The sequence below is a fragment of the Mesorhizobium sp. HAY1-8B genome, assembly GCF_056868045.1.
The window spans coordinates 63570-77749 of the sequence record NZ_CP200321.1; the positions used below are offsets into that span (position 1 = coordinate 63570).

General features: G+C 63.9%; 10 protein-coding genes and 1 pseudogene. 6 read left to right on the forward strand and 5 right to left on the reverse strand.

Annotation, left to right across the window (positions count from 1 at the left end; all coding sequences use genetic code 11):
• Positions 1-153: 153 nt before the first annotated feature.
• Both AC1VON_RS00315 and AC1VON_RS00320 read left to right on the forward strand, forming a co-directional pair.
• On the forward strand, positions 154-1731 hold the full coding sequence (locus tag AC1VON_RS00315) for an ABC transporter permease (protein ID WP_483119932.1): 1578 nt from the start codon (positions 154-156) through the stop codon (positions 1729-1731).
• The gene (locus AC1VON_RS00320; protein WP_483119934.1) at positions 1728-2810 is read left to right on the forward strand and encodes an ABC transporter ATP-binding protein; all 1083 of its coding nucleotides are present in this window, start codon (positions 1728-1730) and stop codon (positions 2808-2810) included. The genes AC1VON_RS00315 and AC1VON_RS00320 overlap by 4 nt, the downstream gene beginning before the upstream one ends.
• A 100-nt stretch (positions 2811-2910) precedes the next feature.
• Here AC1VON_RS00320 and ugpC read toward each other — a convergent pair whose 3' ends face one another.
• The 4 genes from ugpC to AC1VON_RS00340 all read right to left on the reverse strand — a co-directional run bounded on the left by ugpC (position 2911) and on the right by AC1VON_RS00340 (position 7348).
• Positions 2911-4011, reverse strand: a complete 1101-nt coding sequence (gene ugpC, locus AC1VON_RS00325) for a sn-glycerol-3-phosphate ABC transporter ATP-binding protein UgpC (protein WP_483119936.1) — start codon at positions 4009-4011, stop codon at positions 2911-2913.
• An 11-nt stretch (positions 4012-4022) separates the two neighbouring features.
• Positions 4023-4937 carry an ABC transporter permease subunit gene (locus AC1VON_RS00330; RefSeq protein ID WP_172348412.1) on the reverse strand — a complete coding sequence of 305 codons (915 nt, stop codon included), beginning with the start codon at positions 4935-4937 and terminating at the stop codon, positions 4023-4025.
• A gap of 7 nt (positions 4938-4944) precedes the next feature.
• Complete coding sequence (locus tag AC1VON_RS00335; protein WP_483119939.1) at positions 4945-5829, reverse strand: carbohydrate ABC transporter permease; 885 nt, start codon at positions 5827-5829, stop codon at positions 4945-4947.
• Between the two features lie 166 nt (positions 5830-5995).
• The gene (locus tag AC1VON_RS00340; protein ID WP_172348410.1) at positions 5996-7348 is read right to left on the reverse strand and encodes an extracellular solute-binding protein; all 1353 of its coding nucleotides are present in this window, start codon (positions 7346-7348) and stop codon (positions 5996-5998) included.
• A 562-nt stretch (positions 7349-7910) separates the two neighbouring features.
• Here AC1VON_RS00340 and AC1VON_RS00345 point away from each other — a divergent pair.
• Positions 7911-10360, forward strand: a pseudogene (locus AC1VON_RS00345) (putative bifunctional diguanylate cyclase/phosphodiesterase).
• 62 nt (positions 10361-10422) lie between these two features.
• Here AC1VON_RS00345 and tlpA read toward each other — a convergent pair.
• Positions 10423-11103 (reverse strand): thiol:disulfide interchange protein TlpA, encoded by a 681-nt coding sequence (gene tlpA / locus AC1VON_RS00350; RefSeq protein WP_172348408.1) that lies wholly within the window; start codon positions 11101-11103, stop codon positions 10423-10425.
• Positions 11104-11140: 37 nt separating this feature from the next.
• Here tlpA and argH point away from each other — a divergent pair, with 37 nt between their 5' ends.
• The 3 genes from argH (at position 11141) to lysA (ending at position 14179) form a co-directional block, all read left to right on the forward strand.
• The gene (argH, locus tag AC1VON_RS00355; RefSeq protein WP_172348407.1) at positions 11141-12541 is read left to right on the forward strand and encodes an argininosuccinate lyase; all 1401 of its coding nucleotides are present in this window, start codon (positions 11141-11143) and stop codon (positions 12539-12541) included.
• Positions 12542-12634: 93 nt separating this feature from the next.
• A complete protein-coding gene (locus AC1VON_RS00360) occupies positions 12635-12841 on the forward strand; it encodes a hypothetical protein (RefSeq protein WP_172348406.1) in 207 nt (68 codons plus the stop codon).
• 69 nt (positions 12842-12910) lie between these two features.
• A complete protein-coding gene (gene lysA, locus AC1VON_RS00365) occupies positions 12911-14179 on the forward strand; it encodes a diaminopimelate decarboxylase (protein ID WP_172348405.1) in 1269 nt (422 codons plus the stop codon).
• The last annotated feature ends 1 nt before the right edge of the window (position 14180 follow it).

Below are 14180 nucleotides of genomic sequence, written 5' to 3' on the forward strand. Positions count from 1 at the left end.
GACAAACCGACCGAGCTCCCGCGGGACTTCGCCTTCCGCGGGAGCGTTTGTTTTCGAAATGGCATTCGTCGATGACGACACGCTGCGTTCCTGACCGCGATCGTGGTCCCTTTATTTCCGCCGCCGCGCCGCAACCGTGGGGTGTCTGAGCCGATGCAGCCTGCGGTCGATCTCGCGCGCGCTGGTTCGCCGCCGACGATGCGCCGAAAGGCGCGGCGGGCGGCACCCTGGCTTGTCACCGCCGCTGTTCTCGTCTCGCTGCTCGCCCTTCTGCCGCTCGCCTTCATCATCTGGACCGCGGTGCAGACCGGCTGGGAAACCGTTTCGGCGCTGGTCTTCCGGCCACGCGTCGGCGAACTGTTGGTCAACACCGCCCTGCTGGTCCTGCTGGCCGTGCCGATCGCCATCGTGCTGTCTGTCGCGCTGGCCTGGCTCACCGAGCGCAGCGACCTGCCTGGCGCCAGGCTTTGGGCCTGGCTGTGCGTGGCGCCGCTCGCCATTCCGGCTTTCGTGCACTCCTATGCCTGGATCACCATGGTTCCCGGGCTGCACGGCCTGTGGGCCGGCGTGCTGGTATCCGTGATCGCCTATTTCCCCTTCCTGTATCTGCCCATATCGGCGGCGCTGCGCCGCCTCGACCCTGCCCTGGAGGACGCGGCCTCAGCCCTTGGCCTTGGGCCCTGGCGCGTGTTCTGGCGCGTCGTGGTGCCGCAGCTCAGGCTCGCCATCTGCGGCGGCTCGCTGCTGGTCGGACTGCATCTGCTGGCCGAATATGGTCTCTACGTCTTCATCCGCTTCGATACCTTCACCACGGCGATCGTCGACCAGTTCCAGTCGACCTTCAACGGACCGGCCGCCAACATGCTGGCCGGCGTCCTGGTGACCTGCTGCTTCGTGCTTCTGGGCCTCGAAGTGCTGGTGCGCGGAGAAGAGCGCTATGCCCGAGTCGGCTCCGGCGCGGCGCGCTACCAGCAACGCACGAACCTCGGCCGCGCCACGATCCCGAGCCTGGCCTTGCTTGCCGTCACCACGCTGCTGGCGCTTGGCGTGCCGTTCGTGACCATCGGCCGCTGGCTCATCGCCGGCGGCGCCGAGGTCTGGCGTCTCGACGAGATCGGCCCGGCGCTCGGCCAGACACTGTTCCTGTCGCTTGCCGGGGCCTTGCTTGCCACCGTCGCCGCCATGCCGATGGCCTGGATCTCGATCCGCGCGCCGGGACCGTTGCAGCGCCTGCTGGAGGGTTGCAACTACATCGTCGGCTCGCTACCGGGTGTCGTCATCGCGCTGGCGCTGGTCACCATCACCGTTCGTATCGCCCTGCCGCTTTATCAGACGCTGTTCACCATTCTGGTCGCTTATGCACTCATGTTCCTGCCGCGTGCCCTGGTCAGCCTGCGCGCCTCGATCGCCCAGGCCCCGGTCGAGCTCGAGCGCGCCGCGTCCAGCCTCGGCAGGCCGCCGCTCAACGCGCTTTGGTCGACGACCATCCGCCTGTCGGCGCCCGGTGCCGCGGCCGGCATGGCGCTGGTGGCGCTCGGCATCATGAACGAACTGACCGCGACCCAGATGCTGGCGCCAAACGGCACCCGCACGCTGGCAATGGCGTTCTGGTCCTACAGCGGCGAGATCGATTACGCCTCGGCGGCGCCTTACGCCTTCATCATGGTGGCGATGTCTCTGCCGCTGACATGGCTGCTCTATGTCCAGTCGAAACGGATGGCGGGACGATGAGCTTTCTCGAAATCAGCGGCCTGAAAAAGCATTACGGCCCGGTCGCGGCCCTTGCCGGCATCGACCTCAGTGTCGCCAGCGGCAGCCGGACCGCAATCGTCGGCCCCTCCGGCTGCGGCAAGACGACCTTGCTGCGGCTGATCGCGGGCTTCGAGGCACCGGACCAGGGCCGTATCATGCTCGACGGCAAGGTGCTGGCCAATGGCGGCGCCGCTGTCCCGGCACATCGCCGCGGCATCGGTGTGGTGGCACAGGACGGCGCCCTGTTCCCGCATCTGACCATATCGGACAATATCGGTTTCGGCATGGACCGGGGCGAGGACAAGCGCGCAGAGCGCATTGTCGAGCTCGCTTATATCGTGGGGCTGGACAAGGCGATCCTCAAGCGCCGCCCGCACGAACTCTCAGGCGGCCAGCAGCAGCGCGTGGCGCTGGCCCGCGCCATGGCGATGAAGCCGCGGCTGATGCTGCTCGACGAGCCGTTCTCGGCGCTCGACACCGGCCTGCGCGCCTCGATGCGCAAGGCGGTGGCCGAGCTTCTGGAGGCGGCCGGCATCACCACCATCCTGGTGACGCACGACCAGGCCGAGGCACTGTCCTTCGCCAGCCAGGTGGCGGTGATGCGCGACGGCATATTCTCGCAGGTCGGCACGCCGCGCGATCTCTACCTCAAGCCGAAGGACCGTATGATCGCGGAGTTCCTCGGCGATGCCATCATCCTGCCGGCGAGCATCTCGGGGGGCTTCGCCAACTCGCCGCTGGGTCGCATCGCCGTCGACACGTCGGACAGCCGCGATGTCGCCCGCATCATGCTGCGGCCGGAGCAGATCGGGCTGAAACGGACGTCGCGCGAAGGCATGTCGGGCACGCCGGACATGTTGTTCGGCGAGGTGACGGAATCGGAATTCGCCGGCGCGACATGCACGATCGCGGTGCGGCTCCTGAACAACGCCGATCCGCCGGACGCCGCCGCGATAGGCAACACGCCGCTGATCCTGCGCAAATCGGGCATGGACGCGCCAGCGGTCGGCGAAATCGTGCGGCTCACCGTGTCGGGAAAGGCGCATGTGTTCGCCTGAAGGGCGACGGCACTGCCGGCGCGCAACGGACAGTTCAGGCGGCGATGCGTTCGCCGATATCGGCTGAACAGATCGGCCACTGCTCAAGGAGGCCTGAAAATCAGAGCGCCGGCTCGGGCACGGACGCCTTGAAGACATCGAGGCGGCTTCCCGTCTCCGACGAGAAGAAATGCATGTCCTCGGGCAAGATCTTCAGGCCGACAGCGCTGCCGGGCTCGGGGTGGACCGCCTCCGACGTCATCACCGAGAACGGCGCGCCGTCGAGATCGACATAGATCACCCGTCCCGCACCCAGTTCCTCGACCAGGTCGACGGTGGCGTCGAGCGCACCGGCCGTGCCCGGTGCAACCAGCCGAACGGCTTCCGGCCGGATGCCCATCGCCACCTTCGTGCCGACCGGCAGGCCTGCGCGAGCGATAGCCAGGCGCCTACCGCCGCCGAGCAGCGACAGACCGTCGAGTTCGACCGTGCCTTCCAGAATGTTCATCGCCGGCGCGCCGACAAAGGTGGCGACGAAGCGGCTGGCCGGGCGGGTGTAGATTTCGCCGGGTGTGCCGACCTGTTCGACGCGTCCGCCATTCATCACCACCAGCCGGTCGGCGAGCGTCATCGCCTCGACCTGATCGTGCGTGACGAAGACGGAGGTGGCGTTCAGGCGGCGATGCAGCTTGCGGATTTCCGAGCGCATCTGCACACGCAGCTTGGCGTCGAGATTGGACAGCGGTTCGTCGAACAGGAACACCTTCGGTTCGCGGATCATCGCGCGGCCCATGGCGACGCGCTGACGCTGGCCGCCGGAAAGCGCCATCGGCTTGCGGTCGAGCAGATGTTCGAGCTCCAAAGTGCGAGCGACCGCCTGGATCCGCTGCATGCGCTCGGCCGAGGGCACGCCGGCGACCTTGAGCGAATAGCCGATGTTCTGGGCCACGCTCATATGCGGATAGAGCGCGTAGTTCTGGAACACCATGGCGCAGCCGCGCTCGCGTGGTTCCAGCCTGTTGACGACAGTGCCGTCGATCGCGATCTCGCCATCGGAAATCTCTTCCAGCCCCGCGATCATGCGCAGCAGCGTGGACTTGCCGCAGCCGGAAGGCCCGAGGATGACGACGAATTCGCCCGAGGCGAAGTCGAGGTCGACACCGTGCACGACCTGCGTCTTGGCGTAGTTCTTCTTGACGCCGCGTATTGCGATGGAGGCCATCTTGTCTCCTCTTATTTCTCGGTGGCGATCAGACCGCGCACGAACCAGCGCTGCATCAGCACCACGACGATCAGCGGCGGCAGCATGACGATCAGCGTCCCGGCCATCGCGATGTTCCATTCCGGAATGCCGCCGACATTGGGGATCAGCTGCTTGAGCTCGGTGACCGCCGTCGCGTGCGACTGGTCGGTGGTGATGAGCAGCGGCCACAGATACTGGTTCCAGGCCCACAGGAACATGATGGTGCCAAGTGCCGCCATGTTGTTGCGCGACAGCGGCAACAGGATATCGATGAAGAACCGCAGCGCACCGGCGCCGTCCATGCGCGCCGCCTCGGTCAGTTCATCCGGCACCGTCAGGAAGAACTGCCGGTAGAGAAACGTGCCGGTGGCCGTGGCGATCAGCGGCATGATCAGCCCGGTATAGGAATTGAGCAGCCCGAGGCTGAGCGAGACCTGCACGCCCGACACCTTCTCGATCAGCCAGCTCAGGCCGGTCACGTCCAGAATGGCCTGATAGGGCGACAGGACATTGGCAACGACCGCGTAGGTCGGCACGATGCGCACCTCCAGTGGCAGCATCAACGTCACGAAGATCAGCCAGAAGATGAAGGTGCGCCCAGGATAGCGGAAGTAGACGATCGAGAAGGCGGTGAGCGCCGAGATGATCACTTTGCCGGCGGCCACACCTGCCGCCATGATGAAGCTGTTGAGCAGCTTGGGGCCGAGGTCTGCCGTCGTCCAGGCGGTCTTGATATTGACCCAGAAGTCGCTGCCCGGCAGCAGCGACATCGGCACATCGTTGACATCCCGGAGATTGTGCGACGCGGCGATCGCAACGACCACGAACGGCGCGATGCAGAAGACGAAGCCGATGAACAGGATCAGGTGCGTGAAGACATTGAGGAACGGAGTGCGCTCGACCATGGAGATCTCACCTGTAATGCACGCGCCGCTCGATGAAGCGGAACTGGAAGATGGTGAGCACGATGATGAGCAGCATTAGGATGATGCTCTGCGCGGCGGCGCCCGAATAATCGAGGCCTTTGAAGCCGTCTGAATAGATCTTGTAGACCATCAGATTGGTGGCGTTCGCCGGGCCGCCAGCGGTCATGATGTCGACGATGCCGAACGAATCCTGGAAGCTTTCGGTGATGTTGATGACCAGCAGGAAGAAGATCGTCGGCGTGATCAGCGGGAACTGGATGTCCCAGAAACGCCTGATGACGCCCGAACCGTCCATCGCGGCGGCCTCGATCAGCGAACGTGGGATGGCCTGGAACGCGGCCAGGAAGAAGATGAAGTTGTAGCCGACATATTTCCACGAGAAGGCGATGATGATCGAAGCCATGGCGTCGGCGCCATCGAGGCCGGGATCCCAGAAGCCGGGCCAGACCCGGTTGACCACGGCCATGAAGCCGGCTTCCGGCGCCAGGATGAAGCGGAACGCCATCGCCAGCGCCGGCGCGGCGATGCCATAGGGCCAGATCAGCACCACGCGATAGAGACGCGAGCCGGCGAGTTGCCGATCGGTCAGGGCCGCGAGCACCAGCGCGATGAACATCGCAAGCCCGGTGCTGAGCCCGGCAAAAACCAGGCTGGCGGTGATGGAGTTCCAGTAATCGGCGTTGGACAGGATCGAGCGGAAATTGTCGAGCCCGACCCAGATGTTGCCGCCGCCCCAGGGTTGCTGCAGCGTCAGCGACCAGTAAACGGCCTGGCCGGCGGGCCAATAGAAGAACGTGAAGATCAGGAGGAGTTGCGGCACCGCGAAGAGGATGCCGATCGTCCATTTCCCGAAAGTGACGCGTTTTTCCATCGATCCGCCGATGCCGTTGAACCGCCAGTCCGCTTTCTCGGCGGAAGACTAAAGCATGTCTCCCGAAAGTGGGCCCCGGTTTCGGGATAAGAACATGCGTAAATCAAAACCTGTACGAAATGGCCGCCCGTCGAGTCTCGACGGACGGCCGCTCCGCTATCCGGGATTAGGGCAGGGTCTTGCCCGGATAGGTCTGCTGGAAGCGGTCGAGGATGGCATCGCCATTCTTGACCAACGTATCAAGGCCTTCCTGGACGCTGACCTTGTTGGCGAAGATCGCCTGCATCTGCGTACCGAACTCGGCGCGGATCTGGGTGAAATTGCCCAGGCGCACACCGCGGGTGATTTCGGTCGGTTCGGAAGCGGTCAGGCTGGCGATCGCGACTTCACGGCCCTTGTAGGGAGCCTTGTCGTAGAACCCGCTCGACTTCATGTAGTCGAAGCCCGACTTGGTCACCGGGATGTAGCCGGTGTTGGTCGACCAGAACAAGGCGGTCTTGGGGTCGTGGATGAAGTTGAGGAACGCGGCCGCGCCCTTGTATTCCGCATCCGACTTGCCGGAGAGAACCCACAGCGAAGCGCCGCCGACGAGCGAATTCTTGCGCTCGGTGCCGGCATAGACGGGCAGTTCGGCGACGTCCCAGTTCATGCCTTCCTTCTGCGTCTTGCCGACGGTGCCGTGGTCGCCGACCGAGGTCAGGATGACCTGGCAAGTGCCCGAGGCGAAGGCCTGGACCATATCCTGGCCAAGATCCTTGGACTTGATCTTGATGAGACCGGCGTCATACCACTTCTTGAGATCGGTGACGTACTGGACGAATTTGGTCTTGTTGACTTCCAGGCGCGCGTCGAGGCCATCATAGCCGTTGCTCTTGGTGGCGATCGGCTGGTTGTGCAGCGCCGAGAACTGTTCCATCAGCTGCCAGCTTTCGTTGGCCGAGATGTTGATCGCCATCGGGCACTCGTAGCCGGCGTCCTTCATCGCCTTGAGGTCGGCGCCGACATCTTCCCAGGTCTTCGGCGCCTCGGTCTTGCCGATCTTGGCGAAGGCGTCCTTGTTCCAGTACATCAGCGCGGTCGATGAATTGAACGGGAAGGACAGCATCTCGCCCTTCGACGTCGCGTAGTAGCGCGCGATGCCGGGAAAATAATCCGCGTAGTCGATCTTGTAGCCGTTTTCTTCCATCAGCTTGTCGGCGGGCTTGTAGGCGCCCGACAGCATCATGGTGGCGGTACCGACGTCATAGACCTGGACGACGGCCGGCTGCTTGCCGGCGCGGAAGGCGGCAATGGTGTTCTGCAGCGTGGCGTCGTAGTTGCCCTGACTGGTGCAGACGACTTCATAGTCCTTCTGCGACTCGTTGAAGTTCTTGCACAGCGTGTCGACGACGCGGGCGAGGTCGCCCGAAAGGCCGAACCAGAAATCAAATTTTACCGGCTCCGCAAAGGCAGGCATCGCCAGCGCGGTGCTGAGCGCACCTGCGGCAAGGGCAGCAAAGCCCCGCTTGATCATGGTCATGGTTTTTCCCTCTTGAGTGGCTGGTGACAAGGGTCTTGCGCAAGTCCTTGCCCGCTCTCTTAGAGAACGTATGTGACAGTTCTGCTGTGGCGCTCAGGCCTTTGCACAGCTGCTCGCTCCTCTCCTCGGCGGCTTGGCCGGCATCAAAACGTCACACCGGCGCCTTGGATAGCTAGGGCGACCGCGGAGGACGTAAAGACTGCGAAGCCACCATGATTATCCGGCTAAGGGAATGATGAAATGCCGTGCGGCAACCGACGCAACGCCCACGGGCACCCGATGCCCGTGGCCTTGGCGACAGCGCTATCCATTTGCGGCATGCCGCCATCATTCCGACCCTCGGTCCGATCGAAATCGACGGCCCGGCGTCGCCAGAATTTGAACCATGAAGCCCTGGCGGTGGCCGCTCGCTGGTTTCCGCCGGAAGATATCCTGTCATGCTGCGGCCTTTCCACGCCCGAAAGGCACGCTACGGTTGCAGGCGGCTTCATCGATCCTTCAACAGCCAAGCATTAATCAGTCATATTTCGTTTTTTATTTCCGATGGGCTTGGGGAAATAAGATGTTGACGGTCTATAATTGTATCGTGAACCAGCACGATCTGAGATTGGTCGCACTCGCTGCACTGATCTGCGGAATTTCCTCTTTCTCCGCTGTCAATCTGCTTCACCACATCAGCCGCTCGACGGACCGGAACCGGCTTGCCTGGCTGATGATCGCGGCCACCTCGACCGGCTTCGGCATCTGGGCAACGCATTTCATCGCCATGCTTGCGTTCACGCCGGGCATACCCAGCGCCTACGATCCGGGGCTCTCCGTGCTCTCGCTCGCCGCCTCGGTCACACTGACGGCGGCAGGTATGTGGATCGCCACCTTGCGGGACGAACTTGACTATCATCTCGTCGGCGGCGCCGTTCTGGGTGGTGGCATCGCGGCCATGCACTACATCGGCATGGCTGCATTCGAGGTTCAGGGCCGGATCGAGTGGAACCTGTTGCTTGTCGCCGTTTCCCTGCTGGCGGGCGTAACGCTTGCGGCGCTGGCGCTGCGTGTCGTGCTGCGCCGCCCCTCCCTGCCGGCGACGTCCGTCGGCGCGGTGCTTCTGACGCTGGCGATCTGCACCTTGCATTTCATCGGCATGGGCGCCGCCTCGATCTTTCCCGATTCCTCGATCACCATCTCCGAATATACGATCGCCCCGACCTCGCAGGCTTTCGCGGCCGCAGCCGCCACGCTGGTCATCCTGGTGCTGTCGGCATCGGCACTGTGGATCGACCTGCGCTTCCGTCGCCAGAAGCTCGAGGTCGACCGCATGCATGGCCTGGCCAATGCCGCCGTGGAGGGACTGATCGTCTGCGACGGCAACCGCATCGTCAGCGCCAATGACAGCATGGGCAAGCTGACCGGCACGCCGGCCGCGGCGCTGAACGGCAAGGAACTGGGCGAGCTCTTCGACGAACGCACCGCAACCGACGCGGCCAGCCTGGAAGGTCAGCCGCGAGAGGCCGAGTTGAGGAACCGCGACGGCACGCAAATTCCCGTCGAGCTGATCGCCCGAAGCATCGACTATTGCGGCAAATCCCATAACGTCATCGCCGTCCGCGACATCCGCGAACGCAAGAAGGCCGAGGAGGAAATCCTTCGCCTCGCCCATTTCGACCCGCTGACAGGGCTTGCCAATCGCCGCAGTTTCTCGAGCCGCCTCGACGCGGAAATCGCATCCATGAACCGGACGGCCAATGCCGAGACGGCCGTCAAAGGCCGGCATCTCGCACTTCTGCTGTTCGACCTCGACCGTTTCAAGGAAGTGAACGACCTCTACGGACACGGCGCCGGCGATGCGATGCTGCAGAAGGTGGCAAGCTGCGCGGCGGGCGTTCTGCGCCACGGACAATTGCTTGCACGCCTTGGCGGCGACGAATTCGCCATCATCGCCCCCAACCTGCCCGACCCGCAGGCTGCGGGCCGTATCGCAGGCTCGGTTCTTGCCGCCATGCGTGAGGAAAACCGGTCAGCGGCCGGTGGCGGGCTGGTCTCGGCCAGCATCGGCATCGCGATCTATCCGCTCGATGCCGAGGACCAGACCAGCCTGATCAGCCATGCCGATACGGCACTCTACCGGGCCAAGACCGAAGGCAGGGACACTTATCGTTATTTCGAGGCGTCGATGGGCACCGAGGCCCGCGACAGGCGCGTGATGGAGCACGAATTGCGCCAGGCCGTCGCGCGTGGCGAATTCTACCTCGTCTACCAGCCGCAGAAGGAGATCAGCAGCGGCAGGATGGTAGGCTTCGAAGCCCTGATCCGCTGGCGCCATCCCGAACGCGGCGACGTTTCCCCGGCCATATTCATCCCGGTCGCCGAGGACAGCGGCGCCATCGGACAGATCGGCGACTGGGTGCTCGACGCGGCCTGCGAGGAGGCCGCCCGCTGGGAAAATCCGCTGACGGTCGCAGTCAACGTCTCAGCGGTACAGCTTCACAATCCCAATTTCAGCCGCAAGGTCCACGAGACCCTGCTGAAGACAGGCCTTGCCCCGACACGACTGGAACTCGAGATCACCGAAACCGCGCTGGTGAAGGACATGCCGCGCGCACTGGCAACCCTGCGGCAGGTCAAGGCGCTTGGCGTGCGCGTGGCCATGGACGATTTCGGAACTGGCTATTCCTCTTCTCCAACCTGCGCGCCTTCCCATTCGACAAGATCAAGATCGACGCCTCCTTCATCAAGGCGGTCGACACGAACGGCCAGGTCGCCGCGATCGTGCGCGCCGTGCTGGGGTTGGGACGTGGGCTCGGCCTGCCGGTCCTTGCCGAAGGCGTCGAGACGCTTGGCGAGCTCAAGTTCCTGGACGCGGAAGCCTGCGAGATCGGCCAGGGCTACTATCTCGGCAAGCCGGCACCGATCGAAGCGTTTGACGATCTGACCGGCCATGGCAAGCGCACTCCGGCTCGCATCGACCGCCAGGACGACAATCTCGTCTTGCTCAAACCAAACGTGCGCTCGGCGTGAACAATTCCAGGAAAAGGGTAAAACGGTTTTCCCCGAGGAATTGCGTCAAAACACGCTGATGTTCACGATCCGAGCGCTGTCTCGACCAGCCGCTTGGCGTCGGGCCCCGACCATTCCGCCGGACCGTTCATATGGGCGATCAGGCAGCCTTCGTCATCGATCAGCAGGGTGACGGGAAGGCCGAGTGCCAGGCCGCGTGCCTTGAGATCGTTGAACAGCGCCACCGTCGAATCCCGGTAATAGCCGAGCGCCTCGACGCCGGTATCCTTTAGGAACTTCTTCGGCTTCACATCGTCGCCGGCATCGACATTGACGGCGACGACCTGGAAGGCGGCGCTGCCTTTCTCCTTCTGCAGCGCATCGAGCGCCGGCATTTCGGCGCGGCACGGCGCGCACCATGTGGCCCAGAGGTTGAGCAGCACCGTCTTGCCGGCATGGTCGGCGATCGTCATCGGCTTGCCGTCCGGGCCATTGAAGGCGAGGCTCCTCATGGATTGCGGCGGATCGGCGGGCAAAAGTGCGGCGACCTCGCCGGTGGCCGAGGCCGCTACCTTCTTGGCGCGGTCGTTCTTGGCGGCGCAGGCGATGTCGTCCTTGCTCTCGCCGACCGCCACTTGGGGCGCGGCGTTGTTGCCAGACCGGCTCTCGCTGACATATACCGCGACCGCGCCGGCCAGCGCTCCCGCCACCAGGGCGGCGAGGATCAGGCGCGGGGCCGGGAAAAATCTGTTTCCGTCTGCCATTTTCTCAAAACTGCTCCGAAGCACGGGTTTTATAGCGATGAGCGACAAGAAGACCAGCAACCAGATGTGGGGCGGACGATTTGCCTCGGGTCCGGCCGCGATCATGGAAGCGATCAACGCGTCGATCTCGTTCGACCGCAAACTCTACGCGCAGGACATACGCGGCTCCATCGCCCATAGCGAGATGCTGGCGCAAACGGGCATTATTTCGGCGGCCGATCAAGAAAAAATCGCTCACGGCCTGAACACGATCCTGAAGGAGATCGAGGCCGGCAGCTTCGAGTTTTCGACCAAGCTTGAAGACATCCACATGAATGTCGAGGCTCGCCTCGCCGAGCTGATCGGCCCCGCCGCCGGCCGCCTGCACACCGCCCGCTCGCGCAACGACCAGGTGGCGGTGGATCTGAGGCTGTGGGTCAAGGACGAGTGCTCTCGCGTCGCCGAGGCGCTGAAAGGGCTGATCACCGCGCTGCTGGAGCGGGCCGAGGAGCACGCGGCGACCGTTATGCCGGGCTTCACCCACATGCAGGCAGCGCAGCCCGTGACCTTCGGCCATCACTGCATGGCCTATGTCGAGATGTTTTCGCGCGACCTGTCGCGCGTGCGCGATGCGATCGAGCGCATGGACGAGAGCCCTCTCGGCGCCGCCGCCCTGGCCGGCACCAGCTTCCCCATCGACCGCCATAAAACGGCCAAGGCGCTCGGCTTCCGCGAGCCGATGCGCAATTCGCTGGACAGCGTTTCCGATCGCGATTTCGCACTGGAATTCCTCGGCATGGCGGCGATCTGCGCCACGCATCTGTCGCGGCTGGCCGAAGAGATCATCATCTGGTCGACGCCGCAATTCGGCTTCATCAGGTTGTCGGACAGTTTCTCCACCGGCTCCTCGATCATGCCGCAGAAGAAGAACCCCGACGCCGCCGAACTGGTGCGCGGCAAGACCGGCCGCGTCAACGGCCATCTGGTCGGCCTGCTGACAGTGATGAAGGGCATGCCTTTGACCTATGGCAAGGACATGCAGGAAGACAAGGAATCGGTCTTCGATGCCGCCGAGACGCTCGACCTGATGCTGGCGGCAATGACCGGCATGGTCTCGGACATGACGGTCAACGCCGCCGCGATGAAGAAGGCCGCCGGCTCCGGCCACGCGACCGCGACCGATCTCGCCGACTGGCTGGTGCGTACTTTGGGCCTGCCGTTCCGCGAGGCGCATCACGTCACCGGCCGTGCGGTGGCGCTTGCCGAGGGCAAGAAGGTGGGGCTGGAGAAGCTCTCGCTGGAAGAGCTGCAGTCGATCAATCCAGGCATCACATCCGATATTTTCTCCGTGCTGGCTGTGCAGAATTCGGTCAAGAGCCGCACCAGCTTCGGCGGCACCGCGCCGTCGGAGGTGAGGAAGCAGATCCGCTATTGGAAAAAGCGACTGGCGAAGGCGTGATGCCCAATATTGCGATCGCAATATCCGGGGTGCAATACACAGAGAACTCGGCTAAAAGCGGCGGCTGACAGAACGTTTCGGACGGATGGATCGATGACCGGAAGCAGGATTTTGGTGACGCTGACGCTTCTGGCGACGATGGCCGTCGTGACCGCCTGCGGCCGCAGGGCCGGTCTCGACACGCCCTACGAGGCGGCCGTCCAGGCGCGCAAGGATGCCGAGAGGGCCAAGCAGCCCCTGCCGCCGGAGCCGGAAAAACCGGTCAAGGACAAGAAATTCATCCTCGACCCGCTGATCTAGCACCGATCGGACCGGGTTTAGTCTTCTGAACCCGATCTCATCGTGCTCCAACTTTCCGGAACCACTCTCGTGAACCATTTCGACTACCGCGACGGCGTGCTGCATGCCGAGGACGTGGCAATCCCAGATATCGCCGCTCAGGTCGGCACGCCGTTCTACTGCTATTCCACCGCCACCTTGACCAGGCACTACCGGGTGTTCGCCCAGGCCTTTGCCGGCCTCGACACGCTGGTCTGCTACGCCATGAAGGCCAACTCCAACCAGGCCGTGCTGCGGACGCTGGCCAAGCTCGGCGCCGGCGCCGATGTGGTTTCGCAAGGCGAATTGCGCCGGGCGCTGGCCGCCGGCATTCCGGCGAGCAAAATCCTGTTCTCCGGCGTCGGCAAGACCGCGCGCGAAATGGACTTCGCGCTCGAAGCCGGCATCCTTTGCTTCAACGTCGAATCCGAACCGGAGCTTGACCTCCTCTCGGCCCGCGCCGTGGCACTCGGCAAGGTGGCGCCGATCTCGCTGCGCATCAATCCCGATGTCGATGCCAAGACCCACAAGAAGATCTCCACCGGCAAGGCCGAGAACAAGTTCGGCATTCCGTGGCAGCGCGCACGGCAGGTCTATGCCCGCGCCGCAACGCTTCCGGGCATCAAGATCACCGGCATCGACACCCATATCGGCAGCCAGATCACCGAACTGCAGCCCTTCGACGATGCCTTCGCCCTGCTTGTCGATCTGGTCGGCGTGCTGCGCGCCGATGGCCATTCGATCGAGCACGTCGATCTCGGCGGTGGGCTGGGCATTCCCTACCGCGTCGACAACAACCCGCCACCCCTTCCCGACGCCTATGCCCAGATCGTCAGGAAGCATGTCACCAAGCTCGGTTTGAAGGTCATGTTCGAGCCGGGCCGGCTGATCGTCGGCAATGCCGGTATCCTCGTTTCGGAAGTGATCTTCGTGAAGGAAGGCGACGCGAAGAATTTCCTCGTCGTCGACGCCGCCATGAACGACTTGATACGGCCGACGCTCTACGATGCCTTCCACGACATCAGGCCGGTCGTGCAGCCGCCGGCCGATACGCCGCGCATGATGGTCGATGTTGTCGGCCAGGTCTGCGAGACCGGTGACTATCTCGGCCTCGACCGTGACCTGCCCAGGCTGAAGGCCGGCGATCTGGTCGCTATTTCCACGGCCGGCGCCTATGGCGCCGTGCAGGCCGGCACCTACAACACCCGCCTGCTGGTGCCCGAGGTGCTGGTCGACGGCGACCGCTTCCACGTCGTGCGTCCGCGCCTGACCTATGACGACCTGATCGGGCTGGATTCGGTCCCCGATTGGCTGGCATAAG

Coding starts and splice junctions, on each gene's coding strand:
- tlpA (WP_172348408.1), bottom strand. CDS start 11,103: ATGGCAGACGGAAACAGATTTTTCCCGGCCCCGCGCCTGATCCTCGCC.
- ugpC (WP_483119936.1), bottom strand. CDS start 4,011: ATGGCCTCCATCGCAATACGCGGCGTCAAGAAGAACTACGCCAAGACG.
- AC1VON_RS00320 (WP_483119934.1), top strand. CDS start 1,728: ATGAGCTTTCTCGAAATCAGCGGCCTGAAAAAGCATTACGGCCCGGTC.
- AC1VON_RS00335 (WP_483119939.1), bottom strand. CDS start 5,829: ATGGAAAAACGCGTCACTTTCGGGAAATGGACGATCGGCATCCTCTTC.
- AC1VON_RS00340 (WP_172348410.1), bottom strand. CDS start 7,348: ATGACCATGATCAAGCGGGGCTTTGCTGCCCTTGCCGCAGGTGCGCTC.
- AC1VON_RS00315 (WP_483119932.1), top strand. CDS start 154: ATGCAGCCTGCGGTCGATCTCGCGCGCGCTGGTTCGCCGCCGACGATG.
- argH (WP_172348407.1), top strand. CDS start 11,141: ATGAGCGACAAGAAGACCAGCAACCAGATGTGGGGCGGACGATTTGCC.
- AC1VON_RS00330 (WP_172348412.1), bottom strand. CDS start 4,937: ATGGTCGAGCGCACTCCGTTCCTCAATGTCTTCACGCACCTGATCCTG.
- AC1VON_RS00360 (WP_172348406.1), top strand. CDS start 12,635: ATGACCGGAAGCAGGATTTTGGTGACGCTGACGCTTCTGGCGACGATG.